At 70.8% G+C, this 15,194-nt stretch carries 19 protein-coding genes; 14 read left to right on the top strand and 5 right to left on the bottom strand.

Annotated elements, in window-relative coordinates:
- Nucleotides 1-135: 135 nt before the first annotated feature.
- Complete coding sequence (locus ACIA8F_RS12700; protein WP_202203328.1) at nt 136-309, bottom strand: CsbD family protein; 174 nt, start codon at nt 307-309, stop codon at nt 136-138.
- 313 nt (nt 310-622) lie between these two features.
- Between ACIA8F_RS12700 and ACIA8F_RS12695 the strand changes: the two genes are divergently transcribed.
- The 6 genes from ACIA8F_RS12695 (at nt 623) to ACIA8F_RS12670 (ending at nt 5,107) form a co-directional block, all read left to right on the top strand.
- The gene (locus tag ACIA8F_RS12695; protein ID WP_399378315.1) at nt 623-1,186 is read left to right on the top strand and encodes a hypothetical protein; all 564 of its coding nucleotides are present in this window, start codon (nt 623-625) and stop codon (nt 1,184-1,186) included.
- Nucleotides 1,183-1,530 carry an STAS domain-containing protein gene (locus ACIA8F_RS12690; RefSeq protein WP_399378314.1) on the top strand — a complete coding sequence of 116 codons (348 nt, stop codon included), beginning with the start codon at nt 1,183-1,185 and terminating at the stop codon, nt 1,528-1,530. The genes ACIA8F_RS12695 and ACIA8F_RS12690 overlap by 4 nt, the downstream gene beginning before the upstream one ends.
- Nucleotides 1,505-1,888, top strand: a complete 384-nt coding sequence (locus tag ACIA8F_RS12685; RefSeq protein ID WP_399378313.1) for an STAS domain-containing protein — start codon at nt 1,505-1,507, stop codon at nt 1,886-1,888. Before ACIA8F_RS12690 ends, ACIA8F_RS12685 begins: the two co-directional genes overlap by 26 nt.
- A complete protein-coding gene (locus ACIA8F_RS12680; protein ID WP_399378312.1) occupies nt 1,885-4,080 on the top strand; it encodes a SpoIIE family protein phosphatase in 2,196 nt (731 codons plus the stop codon). Before ACIA8F_RS12685 ends, ACIA8F_RS12680 begins: the two co-directional genes overlap by 4 nt.
- A 100-nt stretch (nt 4,081-4,180) precedes the next feature.
- Complete coding sequence (locus ACIA8F_RS12675) at nt 4,181-4,459, top strand: GlsB/YeaQ/YmgE family stress response membrane protein (RefSeq protein WP_399378311.1); 279 nt, start codon at nt 4,181-4,183, stop codon at nt 4,457-4,459.
- 174 nt (nt 4,460-4,633) lie between these two features.
- Nucleotides 4,634-5,107, top strand: coding sequence for an ATP-binding protein (locus tag ACIA8F_RS12670; protein WP_399378310.1), 474 nt, complete (start codon nt 4,634-4,636; stop codon nt 5,105-5,107).
- Between the two features lie 627 nt (nt 5,108-5,734).
- Here the strand turns inward: ACIA8F_RS12670 and ACIA8F_RS12665 are convergent.
- Nucleotides 5,735-7,093 (bottom strand): AI-2E family transporter, encoded by a 1,359-nt coding sequence (locus tag ACIA8F_RS12665; RefSeq protein ID WP_399378309.1) that lies wholly within the window; start codon nt 7,091-7,093, stop codon nt 5,735-5,737.
- A gap of 206 nt (nt 7,094-7,299) precedes the next feature.
- On the opposite strand from ACIA8F_RS12665, the gene ACIA8F_RS12660 reads away from it, so the two are divergent.
- Nucleotides 7,300-7,452, top strand: a complete 153-nt coding sequence (locus ACIA8F_RS12660; protein WP_399378308.1) for a hypothetical protein — start codon at nt 7,300-7,302, stop codon at nt 7,450-7,452.
- Nucleotides 7,453-8,245: 793 nt separating this feature from the next.
- Here ACIA8F_RS12660 and ACIA8F_RS12655 read toward each other — a convergent pair.
- Together ACIA8F_RS12655 and ACIA8F_RS12650 are read right to left on the bottom strand one after the other, a co-directional pair.
- Nucleotides 8,246-8,419 carry a CsbD family protein gene (locus tag ACIA8F_RS12655; RefSeq protein ID WP_399378307.1) on the bottom strand — a complete coding sequence of 58 codons (174 nt, stop codon included), beginning with the start codon at nt 8,417-8,419 and terminating at the stop codon, nt 8,246-8,248.
- 192 nt (nt 8,420-8,611) lie between these two features.
- Nucleotides 8,612-8,800 carry a hypothetical protein gene (locus tag ACIA8F_RS12650; RefSeq protein WP_399378306.1) on the bottom strand — a complete coding sequence of 63 codons (189 nt, stop codon included), beginning with the start codon at nt 8,798-8,800 and terminating at the stop codon, nt 8,612-8,614.
- Nucleotides 8,801-9,014: 214 nt separating this feature from the next.
- Here ACIA8F_RS12650 and ACIA8F_RS12645 point away from each other — a divergent pair, with 214 nt between their 5' ends.
- The 4 genes from ACIA8F_RS12645 (at nt 9,015) to ACIA8F_RS12630 (ending at nt 12,558) form a co-directional block, all read left to right on the top strand.
- Nucleotides 9,015-9,359 (top strand): STAS domain-containing protein, encoded by a 345-nt coding sequence (locus ACIA8F_RS12645; protein WP_399378305.1) that lies wholly within the window; start codon nt 9,015-9,017, stop codon nt 9,357-9,359.
- A gap of 70 nt (nt 9,360-9,429) precedes the next feature.
- Nucleotides 9,430-9,852, top strand: a complete 423-nt coding sequence (locus ACIA8F_RS12640) for an ATP-binding protein (protein ID WP_399378304.1) — start codon at nt 9,430-9,432, stop codon at nt 9,850-9,852.
- A 1,583-nt stretch (nt 9,853-11,435) separates the two neighbouring features.
- Nucleotides 11,436-11,846 (top strand): hypothetical protein, encoded by a 411-nt coding sequence (locus tag ACIA8F_RS12635; protein WP_399378303.1) that lies wholly within the window; start codon nt 11,436-11,438, stop codon nt 11,844-11,846.
- A gap of 193 nt (nt 11,847-12,039) precedes the next feature.
- Nucleotides 12,040-12,558, top strand: a complete 519-nt coding sequence (locus tag ACIA8F_RS12630; RefSeq protein WP_399378302.1) for a hypothetical protein — start codon at nt 12,040-12,042, stop codon at nt 12,556-12,558.
- A gap of 249 nt (nt 12,559-12,807) precedes the next feature.
- On the opposite strand, the gene ACIA8F_RS12625 is transcribed toward ACIA8F_RS12630, so the two are convergent.
- Nucleotides 12,808-13,473, bottom strand: a complete 666-nt coding sequence (locus ACIA8F_RS12625; protein WP_399378301.1) for an HSP18 transcriptional regulator — start codon at nt 13,471-13,473, stop codon at nt 12,808-12,810.
- Between the two features lie 129 nt (nt 13,474-13,602).
- Here ACIA8F_RS12625 and ACIA8F_RS12620 point away from each other — a divergent pair, with 129 nt between their 5' ends.
- The 3 genes from ACIA8F_RS12620 (at nt 13,603) to ACIA8F_RS12610 (ending at nt 15,041) form a co-directional block, all read left to right on the top strand.
- Nucleotides 13,603-14,037, top strand: coding sequence for an Hsp20/alpha crystallin family protein (locus ACIA8F_RS12620; RefSeq protein WP_399378300.1), 435 nt, complete (start codon nt 13,603-13,605; stop codon nt 14,035-14,037).
- Between the two features lie 112 nt (nt 14,038-14,149).
- Complete coding sequence (locus ACIA8F_RS12615) at nt 14,150-14,545, top strand: DUF2267 domain-containing protein (protein ID WP_399378299.1); 396 nt, start codon at nt 14,150-14,152, stop codon at nt 14,543-14,545.
- A gap of 52 nt (nt 14,546-14,597) precedes the next feature.
- Nucleotides 14,598-15,041, top strand: coding sequence for a DUF2267 domain-containing protein (locus tag ACIA8F_RS12610; RefSeq protein ID WP_399378298.1), 444 nt, complete (start codon nt 14,598-14,600; stop codon nt 15,039-15,041).
- Nucleotides 15,042-15,194: the final 153 nt, after the last annotated feature.

Here is a 15,194-nt window from a genome sequence, read left to right as displayed (position 1 = left end):
CCCGGCGGCCGGCCAATACGGGGGCCGGCGCACCCCCCCCGCGCCCGCGCCCCCCCCCGCCCCCCTCAATCCCGGCGGGTCACATGGGGGGGGGCCCCCCCCCCCCGGCGGGCCCCCCCCCCCGACCCATGACGATCAGTGCTTGAAGACGTCCTTGACCTTCTCCTTGGCCTGCCGGGCGTCACCCGTGGCCTGCTCCGCGCGGCCCTCAGCGGTCAGTCGCTCGTTGCCCGTCAGGCGGCCGGCGGTCTCCTTGAGCTTGCCCTTGGCCTGCTCGACCTTCGCCTCGGCCTTCTGCTCACCAGACACAGCTGATCACTCCCTCATGGTGGAAACGACGTACGAAACCTCGTATGGCCGCTGGCAGCTCTCGCAAACGGGCCGATCGCGAAAGGCTTGCCCGGGATCACCAGGGCCGTGCCGCGTCGTGCTACCGCACCCCTTCGGATCCGCGCCGCCGGCGGGCCCCGTCATCGGTTCCCCCGACAGGCGTGCCTGCGTCGGCTCCCGTCGCAGCCCGGCCTCAATGGCCTACCGGTGTTTCTACGTCATTGACAAGGGCGGTGGACGAGGACAGTCCGCAATGGAGAGGAACTGTATCCAGACCATTTCGAGGGACCGTATGTGGGAACTTGTCGACGAGCTGCACGACATTGAAAAACAGCAGTACGAGCTGGGCCTGCGGCACGCCTCGGTCATGCGCGCACTGGTGCTGGCCTCGGGCGGGGTGAAGGAGGCCGCGTCCCTGCTGCGGCTGGATCCCAAGACGGTCCGGGCCCGGGAGCGCGCCACCGACCTGGCCCTGGTCCTCTACCGGGGCAACAACACCGACAAGGTGGGCCCCGACGGCCGCGTCTACGGCGAACTCGGTGACGAGAACAGCCCGGCCCAGCGAGACGCCGACCGGATGTGGTTCATCATCGCGCAGGACAAACGCTCCCTGCTGCGTGCCATGGTCTACGTGGTCAACGGGCAGGTGCGCAGGGTTCGCGCCGTGCTGGATGAGCCCTGGGAGGAGAACGAGCAGGGCAGGGTCGCGGTGCCGATCGGGCCGCCGCTGTCCGCACTCGAGCTGGTCGAGGCGTTCCCCGGGCTGCCTTTCACCCTGGGCGATGCCCGGCCGATGGTCAGGGGCAAGATCCGCGAATATCTCGCCTTGTCCTCGGGCGCGGAGGTGACACGTTGACAGAACCCACCTTGCGGATCCGCGTCAGCGCTCTCGCCGGCACCATGCTGCTGACGGTCAGCGGAGAGATCGATCTCGATACCGCCCCTCAGCTCCAGGACGCCGTCGATGCCGCCCGGCCGGGCCCCGGCCGGTCTCTGCTCCTGGACATGTCGGGCGTTGACTTCTGCGACTGCTCGGGCCTGACCGTGCTGATGCGTGCAGGGGCAGCGAACCCGGGCTCCCGCTCCGACCCTGCCACCCCGTGGCGTCAGCTCCGCCTGAGTGGTCTCTACCATGAGGACCTGTTGCAGGCGCGCCACCCGGAGGATGCTGAGGATGTTCTCGGTCGATGTAAGGCATGACGCCCGGGCCGTGGTGTTCGGGCTGCGTGGGGACCTCGACTTCGACAGCGTGGTGCAGCTGCGAGACGCCGCCGAGAAAGAGCTCGCGGGCGGCCGCCAGGAGGGGCCGGTCGTGGTCGACTGCTCGGCTCTGACGTTCTGCGACTCCTCGGGCATCGGCGCACTGGTCCAGCTCTACCAACGGCTGTCGGCGGACGGCCGGGTCTTGCGCCTCGCATCGGTGCCGACCGCCACTGCCCGGCTGTTCGCGATCACTGGCCTGAACCACCTCTTTACGGTGTACGCCGACACGCCCCAGGCTCTGGCGGCAGGCGCCGCCAACGCTCCAGTACAGCCGGATGAAGGAATGCGCACATGACGGCTGTACCGGGACAACACCCCGAGGCCGGACCCCGGCCGGCACTGCCCGAGCCGGAGGACGACCTGCGGCTGCTGTTCGGGGAGTCGAGAGCCGTCTTCGCCTCCCTCGCCGGCCCCGCGCACATGCTGGAGACGGCGAACACCGAGTTCTTCACCGTGATCGGTGGCATCGAGCCCACAGGCGCCGGGGCGCCGCTGGGGCAGCTGATGCCCCACCTCGTCGAGCAGGGATTCATCGGCCTCCTGGACCGGGCTTACCGCACCGGCAGAGCGTTCAGCTCGCGCAACACCCGGCTCCTGTCCTTCCAAGGCGCCGAAAGCGTCGAAGCGTTCTTCGACTTCACCTGCGAGCCCCGCCTGGATGCCGGCGGCAGCACCATGGGCGTTCAGGTGACCGGGGTGGAGACCACTCAGGTCAGGCACGCCGCCCGGCTGACCGCCGAGCACCGCGTCCTGCTGGAGCAGATCGCCCGCCAGGCCCCCCTGCCCGACGTCCTGGACGGAATGGCCCGCGCCATCGAGGAACTCGCGCCCGAGGAAGTACTGGTCTCCGTTCTCCTGGCCGACGCGGACGGTCACCACCTTCGCCACGGTGCGGCCCCCAGCCTGCCCGACTTCTACAACCGGGCCATCGACGGCATCGCCACCGGCGAAGGCGTCGGCTCCTGCGGCACCGCCGCCCACCGCCGCCAGCGGGTCAGCGTCTGCGACATCGCCACCGACCCCTTCTGGGACGACTTCCGCGACCTGGCGGACAAGGCCGGCCTCGCCGCGTGCTGGTCCACACCGATCCTGGCCCGCGACGGCTCCCTGCTGGGCACCTTCGCGATGTACCACCGCACCCCGCGCGCCCCCCAGGCAGCCGACCTGGCCCTGGCCCGGGTCTTCGCCGACACCGCCGCGCTCGCCATCGAACGCGCGCACGCCGAACAGGCACGCCAGGCCGCCGAAGACCGGGAGAAGGCGGCCCGCGCCGACCTCGCCTTCCTCCTCGACGCCAGCACCGCCCTGTCCAGCGACCTGGACGTCGCCCAGGCCCTGGCCCGCCTCGCCGACTCCTGCATCCCCCGGCTCGCCCCGCTGTGCGCGGTGGACACCGTCGAGGGCGGGCGGGTGCGCCGCGTCGCGGCCGCCGCCCCCGACCAGCGCCAGCACGACCTGCTGGCCTCCCACATCCCCGTCTACGACGCCACCGACGACGCGGTCGCCCGGGTCCTGGCCTCCGGCATCAGCGAAGTGGCCCGCCGAACCCCGACCGGGCCCGGCCCCTGGCAGGAACTGGACGTCACCGGCTACCTGTGCGTCCCCCTGATGGACCGCGGCACCGCCTTCGGCGCCATGACCCTGCTGTCCACCGGCACGAACTCCTTCGACGGCCACACCGTGGCCCTCGCCGAGGAACTCGCCCGACGTGCCTCCTCCGCCGTCCGCAACGCCCGCCAGTACACCCAGCGCGCCGCCCTCGCCCGCGACCTGCAGGCCGGCCTCCTGCTGCCCGACCTGCCCGCCGTGCCCGGCGCCGACGTCGCCACCTACTACCACCCCGCCGGTGAAGGCCTCAATATCGGCGGCGACTTCTACGACATCTTCCCCCTCGACGACGGCCGCTGGGCCTTCCTCCTCGGCGACGTCTGCGGCCGCGGCGCCATCGCAGCCACCACCACCGCGCTGGTCCGCCACACCGCCCGTGCCGTCGCCCCACTCCTGCCCGGCCCCGACACCGTCGTCCAGGCCATCAACACGGCCCTGATCAAACGCCCCGCCGGCCACGGCACCGGCTTCGTCACCCTCGTCTACGGCCAGCTCACCCCCACCGACCACGGCCTCGACATCGACCTCGTGCGCGCCGGCCACACCCACCCCATCCACCTCGACAGCGCCAACACCGCTCGCACCGTCGAGACACCCGGTCTCCTCCTCGGCATCACCCCCGAACCCGAGATGCGCGTCCACCACCTGCATCTGGACCCGCACGAGAGCCTTCTGCTCTACACCGACGGCATCACCGAGGCACGCAGCGACAGCGGTACACAGTTCGGCGAAGAACGCCTGGCCACAGCCCTCGACGACACACCGCTCCAGCCGGCCGCACAGGACGTCATCGACACCGTCGTCCACGCCGTCCGCACCTTCACTCACGGCCGCACCATCGACGACGACCAAGCAGTCCTCGTCCTGACCGCCACCTGAACCGGAATCGAGATGATCACACGATCAGGACGTTTCGAATCCTCCCCGCGGTACAGACGAGTGCTGACACCGGCTTTACACATCGAGGTAGGAGAAGCGCATGGGCATCATTGCCTGGATCCTGATCGGCCTGCTCGCGGGCTTCATCGCGAAGGCGCTGATGCCGGGTAAGGACCCGGGCGGGATCGTCATCACCATGCTCATCGGCATCGCGGGCGGCCTGCTCGGCGGCTGGCTCGGCAAGGTGATCTTCGGTGTCGATTCGATCGACGGGTTCTTCGACCTCTCGACCTGGATCGCCGCGATCATCGGCTCGGTCATCCTCCTCGCGCTCTACCGGCTCGTCACCGGCAACAAGCGCCACCACAGCCACGCCTGAACCGCCCGGCACCTGACCCGACCAGTACGGCTCCCCCTCATCTGAGGGGGAGCCGTACTGGTCTTCCGTGCCACAGGGCGGTCAGCTCTTCGTTGTGTGATCTTGTGTATGGCTGCGGTTTCGGGGTATCCGGCCGGGAGCAGCCGTGTGGCTTGCTCTGGATGAGGGTGGCGTATGGCTGCTGTGGTGCCCCAAGACGAGTGTGAGTCGCTGGCCGGCCACCCGATCGTGACGGCGATGGCCCTGGACGGCAGTGAACCGATCGCCGGGGCCAGGCGTGCCGCCCGCAGTTTCATGACCGCGGTGCAGGCCGTCCACGGGGTTCCGGTGTCGGACCGGGCGATGAGCATGGTGGAGCTGGTGGTCAGCGAGTTGGTGACCAACGCCTACAAATATGCGCCCGGTCCGTGCCTGGTGGACCTGGAAGTCCACGACGGCGCCGTGGAGATCAGCGTGTGGGACACCGCCGCGCAGCTGCCGGCGGTGAGCCCAGCTGATCCGAGCCGGGTCGGGCAGCACGGCTTGGAGATCGCGATGGCGGCGTGCCGCAGCTTCGAGGTGCGCCGCGAGCCCGTGGGCAAGCGGGTGAAAGTCACCATAGGGCTGGCGGATGATCCCGGCGGGCACCCGGCCGGCCGCATGCTCTGACACGTCCGGACACGCTCTCGGCCACAGGAATGGAGTGCTCTGCCCGGTCGTTCGTGGGGTGAATGCGGCCCATCGACGAACGGGCACGGAGGGGAAGCTCGGCAAGGACCCTGCCACACCGGCGCCGGCCCGGTCGGCCCATCCCGGCCTGGCGGGATATAGCGGCCGCGATGGGCCGGCTCCTCGCCAAGGGCATCGGCGTCGCCCGGATCCTCGTGGGCATGCACACAGCCGGGGTCGGCGTCGACCAAGTCGCGCTGCCGACCACCGCGGCGGCAGGCAATCCACCCCGTATCTCCACCTGCGGCGACCCGCGACCCCTGCCCCAAGCCCCACCCGTGCCCTGGCTTCGGCGGTGTCGTCGATGGTCCAAGACGTGCTGCCCGAGCACGAGGTGGGCCTCCTCATCAGTGCCCGTCAGTGCCCACTGCCGGCCGCCCGCATGCAGCAACTCGGCGACAGCCGGGTCCAGAAGGCCCTTGGCGCGCACCTGAACCATCTGGGCACGGACACCTCGTGGCAGCAGCATCCGGACTTCGCACTGGTGAGACGCCTGGTGGAGCAGACAGACCATGCCCTGACCACGCGGTCGGCGCCGCCCCACGCGGTCGGCGCCGACCGATGCGGTCAGCTTCGCCCCATCGGGCCCGGTTGTGTGCCGCCTTCGGGGGAAACGTCCGTACTGGCATCGGCCGCACCACCGGTTTCGACGTCGGCGGGGCCGGGAGCGGCGGCGTCCTCGTCGGCAGCGGCTGTACGCACCGTCGCCGCCGGCCCCGCTATGACGCGCGCACGGAGATATCCGATGACGGTGTTGCCGACCGCGACCAGGGGTACCGCTACGACCGCTCCGCCGATTCCCGCGACGATGCCGCCGGTGGCCACGGCCAGGACCACGGCCAGCGGGTGCACCCGCACGGCTCGGCCGAGGATGAACGGCTGCAGTACGTGTCCCTCGATCTGCTGGACCACCAGGACGATCACCAGGGCCATGAGCGCGGTGAAGACGCCTTGGGTGACGAGGGCGACGACGACGGCCAGCGCGCCCGAGGCGACGGCGCCGACGAGAGGCACGAAGGAGGCCAGGAAGATCACGACCGCGATGGGGACGGCGAGCGGTACGTCGAGGAAGTAGATGCCCACGCCGATGAAGACGGCGTCGATCAGGGCGACGATCACGGTGCCCCGGACGTACGCGGTGAGCGTCCGCCAGGCGCGAGGGCCGGCGCCCGCCAGGCTCGGCCGGGCCGACGCCGGGACCAGCTTCAGCGTCCACTCCCAGATGCGCCTGCCGTCGTAGAGCAGGAAGAGCGTGGAGAACATGGCGAGCAACAGCCCGGTCATGATCTCGACCAGCACCGTCACGCCCTGGAGACCGGTTGAGGTGATCTCGCTCGTGCTCGTCCCGATACTGCTGCTCAGCCGGTCGGCGACGTCGTTGATCTGCCCTTCCGTGACGTGCAGCGGGCTGTTGATGAGCCATTGCTTCAGCTCGCCGATGCCCTCCTGCACCCGCTCGGAGAGATCGCCGATGTTGGCAAGCACTTGCCAGATGACGAACCATCCGGCCAGCCCCAGCACGGCGAACCCGCAGATCGCGGTCAGCGCGGTGGCCAGCGCCCTCGGCAGCCCGTGCCGTTGCAGCCGCGCGACGGTCGGCTGCAAGAGGGCGGTGATCAGCAGAGCGACGGCGAAGGCCAGCACGACCAGACGAACTGCGCCGATGACCCGCATCAGTACCCAGACGGTGGCGGCCAGCACCAGCAACCGCCAGCCCACCTCAGCGGCCACCCGCACGCCCCACGGCACCGCCGCGGCCGCGTCCCGGGCCGCGACCCGGTCGGAACGCCGCTCCTCGATCTGGATGGCGTCGTCCCACGCCTCGAGGTACGCCGCTTCCTGCTGGGCGTGGAGTTGCGCCCGGCGCTCACTGAGGCCGGTGAGGCCCAGCTTGGTACGGGCGAGCCATCCGCGCGGGTCAGACATGGGAGGTGGGTTCACCACGGATCCTTTTTCTCGGTGAAGCACTTGCCGCCCCGGGTACGGCATGCGTGCGGGTCTTCCTCGGCGCGCTGCCCACGGCACATGTACGTCGGCCACCCCTCGGCGCCTCGCCGCTACGCAGACCGGATGCCCCCGATCGTCCGCCGTAAGCCTGGGCCAAGCCTGTAGGGCGCGGGCTGGGGGACCCGGTGGAAGGAAGCGCCCCACCCACTCCCGATGCTGCAGCCCGCGACGCCATCGGCCCCAACCCCTACGACCCCACCCGCGCCCGCGCCGCCACCGACGCAGGCCGACAGCAAGGCCGCACCCTCGCCACCGAGATCAAGCGGGTATGGAGCTGAAGCACGCTGGAGAGCCAGGCGCTGAAAAACTGCTCCGTAAGTGCTCCTGCACCGCGTGCCCTGGTCCAAGGTCAAGGACTCGGCGGATCCGTGGCCGTTGGAAAGGTCAGCAAAGCGCGGTTCAGGCCCGCTTCAGCTCGCCGCGGCCTTGGACGTAGATAGCTCGGTGGATCGTCTCGTGAACCATGTGCATCTCAGGTCGGGCGGGGAAGCGTCTGCGCAGAGCGTGGCAGATCTGCCCGGGACTACCGCGCAGGGGTAGGTGATGCTGGACGGGAGTCCCGGGTTCCGGACGACCTTCGGCCGAGGCCATAGCCCTTGCTCGCCGATGGGCCGCATGCGGTCGGCTATGTGGACCCGGCCCGCCTCGCGCAGGTAGCGCGAAGGGGCGTCGTTCTCGGGCTCGCAGGCGAACGCCGGCTCTGGGCCTCGGTGTACCGCCACGGCCACTCGAACTTCGAAGTCCATCGCATCCCCTGAGTTGGGGTGTTGCGACGACCACTAGAACGGAGGCGTGGAACCGGACCCGAACTTCCAGCGGGGGCCAGGAGGACGAGGCCGGCGTAGTCCTCGACAGCTCCCCGGCCGAGGCGACCGAGGTCTCCCTCGCCGCCATCTGCCAGGGGCTAGTCGGCGATGGCCCGGCCGTACAAGGCTGCCAGCCCTAGGACGAGGGCGATGAAAGCGATCTTGACGAGTTTCACGGTCTTCCCCTCCTGCACGTGGCTGGGCCCCGACTCCGGGGGGAGGGGGTCGGGGCCCAGCGGGTGACGGTGGTCCGTCGTGGGTGTGGTTAGTGGCGGAAGGTGTCCTTGACGTCTTCCTTGGCCTGGCGGGCGTTGCCCTTGGCCTGGTCGGCGTGGCCTTCGGCGGTCATCCGCTCGTTTCCGGCCATGCGGCCCATGGCTTCCTTGGCCTTGCCCTTGGTCTGCTCGGCGTGTGCCTTGGCCTTCTCCGTGCCCGACATCGGGACCTCCTCGTGTAGTACCGGATTGGTCGTGACCACACGCCTGCTCCCGATCCCGGACCGCAAACCCCGCCGTACGGCATCGGGTCGTGTCGGCCGCGTGCCGATGGCCGCTTGCCCGGCACGGGGCAGCACCGGACGGTGCAGCTGCCGACGCCTGTTGCACGGGTGAAGTGGGGGGCGCGGTCGTGGTCAGCGGGCGTGGTGGTGCAGGCTCCGCTGGTGGGGGAGGCGGCCGGGGCGCGGTGTGGTGCGGCGGTGGGTGGTCCGCTGGCGGCGGCCGGGGAAGGGGCTGCGCCGGGTGGGCGCGCTGGGGGCCAAGGCCAGCAGGGCGACGAAGAGGGCGACCGCGACGAGGATGAGCACGGTAACGAGGGTCATGTTCCTGCCTTCCGTCGGGTTCTGACTGCCTGTAGCTACTTGTTGTTACCGGAATTAGAGCGTCTAAACACGTTGAGTGATCGTGGCCCGGGAATCGCGTAGAGACGTAAGAGGCAGCCGGGGCTGGAGTCCGCGGGCCACGGACGGGCCGTGTGATCGGGATACTCCTCCGCTTTCCGGGGACGCCGCCGGATGTAGGAGGATGCCTGCTGTGATGGGAGACGAATCGGTGGTCACCACGGCCACACACGAGGACATAGCGCTGATCCGCCTGCGCGGAGCCATCGACGAGGACAGCGCCCCCGGCCTGGCCCAAGCACTCGCCGATGCTGCGGTAAGCGGTAGATCGCGTACGGTTGTCGATCTCTCGGCCGCCAGCTTCGCGGACTCCCACGTCCTGCACGCCCTGCTCGATGCCCAGAACCTGCACCAAACGGCAGGCGTGTCCCTGGTCCTGGCCGGCCCACTACAGGTGGGCGTCCGCCGCCTGTTCGAGGTCACCGGCACCGCGGCCGCGTTCCGGATGACCGACAGCCTGGAGAGCGCGATCAAGTGCTGACTACCGCGCTCTTCAACCGACTTGGCGTGTGGCCGCATCCCGTGCCCAACCCGGGGCAGGCGATGACGGCATGAACCCGCCCACAGCAGACACAGCCGACGGGCCCGCACCACGCAGCGCGGGCAGCCCGGCCGCCGTCTCCGCGCCGTGCTCCGCCGCCGAGGCCCGCCGGCAGGTCTGTGCTCTGCTGCAGCAGGCGGGAGTCGGCCTCGACAGCGTGACGGCCGCGGACGCGCTCCTGGTCACCTCGGAGCTGGTGACCAACGCGATCCGGCACGGCGGCGGCCTCACCTGCTTCCGCACCGAGATCATGGGCGAAGCCCTGCTCGTGGATGTCAGCGATACGAGCCCGCACGTCCCTACGACGCGGGCGGCCGCTCCGGCACAGCCTGGCGGCTTCGGCTGGCCGCTCATCCAGCGACTCGCGGCACGCGTGGACGTCCGCAGACATTCGCGCGGAAAGACGATCACGACCGTTCTGCGCCTCGCCTGATCCATCCCCACCGCTCTTCCGGGCATGAGCCGGCTGGCCCGGGACGCCCCAGCCCTGTTCCGGCTCCGGGCACGGCGCCGAACGAGCGCGCGACCTGCCCCGCGGCCTGAGCTTGGGGGCCGGCCGTCGCCATCGACTCGCTCACCGCTGCGCTCATCACCGCCTCGACCCCAGACCCCGAGCACGGGTGACCGGCGTGCCCGCGCTGCCCGCCGACGGGTGTAGGGCCTGCTGCGGGCCGCATCCGGGCGAGGCCTCGCGAGGTGACGGATGGATTACGACCCGGCACGGTGTCCCGTGGCGGGTCGTTGGGCTGCTCATGGACCAGAGAACCGTTCCACCACCAAGGGGTTTCACGGTGCCGGTGCCGGTGCCGGTGCCGGTGCCGGGTGCCGGGTGCCGGGTGCCGGGTGGTGGGTCGGTGTCGGATTCGCCGATCTACGACGCCGTGGAACGGCAATGGCTCCAGGAGGGCCGGGAGGTTCCCGCTCCGAGAGGGTCCGTCAGGCCGGCGGCAGGCCGGCACCGATTGCGTGATCCCGACCTTTTCCACCGAGGATGACCGGCGGGCCGCTGCTCGATTACCTCCCACCCCGCCCCCGCCGACGCGGGCGGATAGGGAGGCTGCCCCGCGCAGCGTGGACCCCGCGGCGCGGCCGCCTTCGCGGCCCCTGCTCCGGCCTGCATCATGCCTCCGACGTTCTCCAGGATGACGTCGAGCTGGTTGCCCTGCGGTGCCGGGAGCACAGCAGGTGGCTCCATTACTGAGCCGGTACAGCGGCATGGATCGCCACCTACTGGGGGTGGCCTGAGCTGCGCCCGAGGCCACCGGGTGTCGGCTCAGGGCTGGGTGGTGGAGCGGCCTTGTGGATGAGGCGCTCAGCGGTGCAGTACACGGTGGTGGGAGCTCCGGTGTTGACGGTTGGCCCCTGTCCGGTGCAGGCGGCGGCGACGTCGGCCGCGGGTCGACCGGGAAGCGAAGTGCAGCGACGCCGTCCGCTTCGCGGTCGACCGGGCGCAGTCCGACATCGCGGATCAGGACCCGCCTGCCTCCACTGATACCTGGTGTGAAGATGGCGGCGGTCGTTACTGCGACCGATCACTCTCGCGGCCGGGGTGTCCGCATCCGCCATTCCCGGAAGTGGAGGGCGTCCGTGCCCGTCGGCCTTTCCGGTCGTTGGTGAGGGTGGGATGCACACCGGTCCGGATCTGTCCCGCCCGCACCACGGGCCTTGCCCGGAACGCCGCCTGGTGGTCCTGACGCCTTGAAGCTCCTGCCCAGCCACCCCGGTCCCCTTCCGCTGCCGGGGGCTGGGCGGGAGCGTTCGCTGTGAGCGGCGGTGCAGGCGTCAGGACCACCCCCTCCCGCTTGCCGAGCACTGCGGGTGCCGCGTCCCCCTGGGGCGAACGGTCCGTGGTCGTGCTTCACACACCCTCACGTGCTTGTCCGGCTGCCCTGAGGGCTGGGTGTGCGCCCCCGCGTGCCGGGGCGCTCCGGGGCGCCTTGCGTGGTTGCGCCGGACAGTATCCGTGCCCGGGCGTAATGTCGTTCACGGCTACGCGGGCCGTACGTGAGGGGTGTGGTGAGCGCAGAGGGTGAGGGGTCGGACTTACTCGACGACTACCTGCGCGAGGCCCTGGCACGGCTGGGCCGGCCCGGGTTCGAGGCGGTGCTCCGGGCCGCCGACGCGACGTGCATGCTTCTGGCCGGCGGCCATGCTGCTGTCTTGGAAGGCCCGGACGGCGAGGGCGGCTTCGGGCCGGTTCTGCAGCGGGAGTATCTGGCCCTGCTGGCGGTCCTGATCACCGGCCGCACCGGCCACCACATCATCGCCCTGCCCCAGAGCGACGGAACCGCGGGCTGGGCCGTCGTCGAGGAACACCTCCTCCACTACCCGAAAGCCCTGGAAGAGCTCCGTACCCGGATCACGGCCCAAGCCCACGCCAGTGCCCAAACCGTCCGAGCCCTGGAATACCTCTGGGAGACGGACTGAACCGGCACAGAGACCAACCCGCCCCGCACGGACCCTCACCGGTATAGCCGGCTGCGCGGGGCCGGGTTACCGACGCGGTCCGCCGCGCCGCCCAGAAAGCCCGCCAGGGCAAGGAGAACGAACTCGGGAGGACATCGCCTGCATCGCGCCGGGCTGGGCCGAGGCACAGCTGCGCCCGGTCCTTCACGCCTCCGTGCTCGGCGATCTGATGATGGGGGAGGACTGGCCGCAGATGGCCCGCCAGCTCGTCCTGCTCCAGCAGGCCGGCGTCGACATGAGCGTCTTCCTGCTCCACCTCGGAACCCTCGCCACCACCGTCCAGCGGGCCGTCGAGGCGAACACGGCGACCATCAAGCCCGCGGCCACCGACCGGTGGGCCGACCACCTGCTGGCGACGATGCCCGAAGGGATCGTCCGCGACGCGATCCTTGCCTCCCCGGCCTGGCCCGACATCGCCGCCCCCATGGACCACCTCCACCACCAGGGCATCGACGTGCCCCGCCGCCTCACCGACGTCCACGCCGCCGGGGTCGGCGTGGACCAGGCGGTGGCCGCCGTCCTCGCCGCGGCACCCGCACGCGCCGCCGCACCCGCACCGGCACCCGCACCCGCCGCTGCCGCGGCGCCGGAGCCGGGTGAGGTCCCGGCCATCGTGGGCCGGATCATCCAAGGCGCCCGCCAGGACTGGGCAGCTGCGAACCCCCGCCTATGAAGCAGGCGGGGGCCGTTGGTCTGGCGGGTGAGGCGTGGGTGAGGGCTTCGGTGAGGGCGAGCTTCAGGGAGGAGGCTACGTCGATGTCGATCTCGCCGGTGGGCCTGACCGCGACGGTGCGCTCCAGGACCTCCACGGCGATGTTCCGACCGTTCTCATCCCGATGAGGATGGTCTGCCATGGTGGTTCGCTCCTCCGGTTGTTGGTGTGGCCTGGGGTGCCGGCGGGTTGGTCGGTCCGCGAGGGCGGTTACGTGCTGCGCTGGTCGTGGGTGTCCTGGCGGAGCTGGTCGGTGTGGCGGGTCAGGGCGTCGATGCGTTCGGCGAGCTCGGAGTCCTGGGGCCGAAGGTGGGGTCGGGTGTCGGCCAGTGGGCGGACGAGGCGGGCGGCGTCGTCGTGTGCGAGGGCTTGGTTCAGGTCTCCCACGGCGCTGTCGGAGGCGGCGGGCAGGCCGGTGAGGGAAGTGACCTGGCCGGCGAGGCGGCGCAGGTCGGCTGCGTTGTCGCGGGCCCAGGCGGTCACCGTCCGCTCCGCAGCGCGCGTGGTGCGGGTGGCCTGGACGCGCTGGTCGCCGGTGGCGCCGGGGGTGCCGGGGCGCAGGCGCAGGAATCGGCGCTCGGCGGCCTGGCGGCTAGCGACGCCGAGGGGACCTGCGAGGTCGGCCCAGCTCGCACCGCGGCCACGGGCAGTCTCGATCAGGCCGCTCTCCCAGCCCGCGAGCTCCTCACGGATCTCGCGCAGCATCAGCAGTACGGCCAGTGGGTCCGGACCCACCACTGACAGGGGCTCTCCGGTGGACGCCGGTGTACCTGAGGACTGCTGATGCGCGGCTCTGAGGGCCTGGGCGACGGCCTCCAGTGCCACGGCGGCCGCGGGGAAGGAGGGTTGCGGTGCCGACGGGTCGGACTCGGTCATGGCGCTCTCCCCATCCATGTCACCCTCCAGGTGACATCCTGCTTGTCATCGTTTCGATGACATGTTACAACGGGAGCACGTTGAAGCGCATTGGCAGTTTCTGCCTGAACCAACTGGAGGTGTTTCGCGATGTTGATGCGCACTGACCCGTTCCGCGAGATGGACCGGATCGTCCAGCAGCTGTCGGGTACGTCGGGCACGTGGTCGAAGCCGTCGGTGATGCCGATGGACGCCTACCGTGAGGGCGAGGAGTACGTGATCGCCTTCGACCTTCCCGGGGTGAGCCCGGAGGCGATCGACATCGACGTCGAGCGGAACATGCTGACCGTGAAGGCGGAGCGCCGCCCGGTCGCGAAGGCTGACGGCGTGAAGGTGGAGCTCTCCGAGCGTCCCCTGGGCGTCTTCTCCCGGCAGGTCATGCTGGCTGACACCCTGGACACCGAGCGCATCCAGGCCGACTACGACGCGGGTGTCCTGACCCTGCGGATCCCGATCGCCGAGCGCGCCAAGCCCCGCAAGATCAGCATCGGCGGCGAGTCCGGCCGCAAGCAGATCTCCGGCTGACCCCCGTACCAGCTGGCCAGTGGAGGGCGGGGAAGCGCCGATTCCCCCCTCCGGCACCCCGCCCTCCGCACCCCTTCTTTGACCCTTCACCCCTTCTCTCGGAGGTGACGTGATGTCGATGCGCAGGGAAGCGTTCCTGGCCCACGTCCAGGAACGAGGCGAGTACGAAACCCCGGACGAAGCCGATCGCGTTGCCCGCGTCGTCCTGGCGCTACTGGGTGCCCACCTCGTCGGCACCGTCCGTGCCGAGCTCGCGGCCCGGCTGCCCGAGACCTACGCCCTGATCCTCCTCAACCCCCTCCAGGCAGCCGAACCCCTCTCGCCGGAGCGGTTCGTCCGTGCGACCGCGGCCTGGATCGAGGGCGCCACCGAGAAGACCGCCCTGTGGGACATCGGCGCCGTGCTCTCCACCACGGCAGCCGCAGCAGGAGACGTACTCACCCGCGAGGTCCTGCTCCAGCTTCCGCCCGGCTACGACCTCCTCTTCGGCCACCCCCAACCCAACTGACGCACACCCCATCCGAGCCCCGACTTGACCGAGAAAGGCCAGTATCCCCGTCATGTACGCCCAGACCAGTCCGGAACGTTCCCTGACGGCCATGACGTACGACGAGCTCCTGGAGCGCGTCCGATATGAGGGTGTCTACCCCACCCGCGAGCGCGCCGCTGAAGTCGTCCACCACGTCCTGGCCGCCCTCGGTCGCCAGCTCACGGGCGACGAATGCCTCGACCTGGCCCAGCGCCTGCCCGCCGAGGCCGCCCTCACCCTGACTGCCCAGATCCCGGATACCGAGCGCCTCACCGGGTGGGGCTTCGTCAAAGACCTCGCCGCCCGCACCGGGGCCACACCGGCCACCGCCCGCTGGGACACCGGCACCGTCCTGACCGTCATCGCCCGCCTCGCCGGCCCCGACCTCCTCGCCCGCATCCTGCGCCAGCTCCCCGGCGGCTACGCCCTCCTCTTCGGCCAGGCCGAACTGCGCCAGCCCCAGCCCGCCGCCTGACCCACACCGACAGCGTGCGGACATGGGTGGGGGGGGGGGCCCCCCCGCGGGGGGGGGGGCCCCCCCCCCCCCCCCGCGGGGGGGGGGGTGGGGGGGGGGGGGGGGCCTGGCGGCCGGGGGCGCGCGCGGGCGGGGGCGCCCGCGCGGCGCGGG

The sequence above is a fragment of the Streptomyces sp. NPDC051563 genome (assembly GCF_044454225.1).
GTDB lineage: Bacteria > Actinomycetota > Actinomycetes > Streptomycetales > Streptomycetaceae > Streptomyces.
Note: the sequence above shows the minus strand (reverse complement) of the source record. Positions and strands in the feature narration are given on the sequence as shown.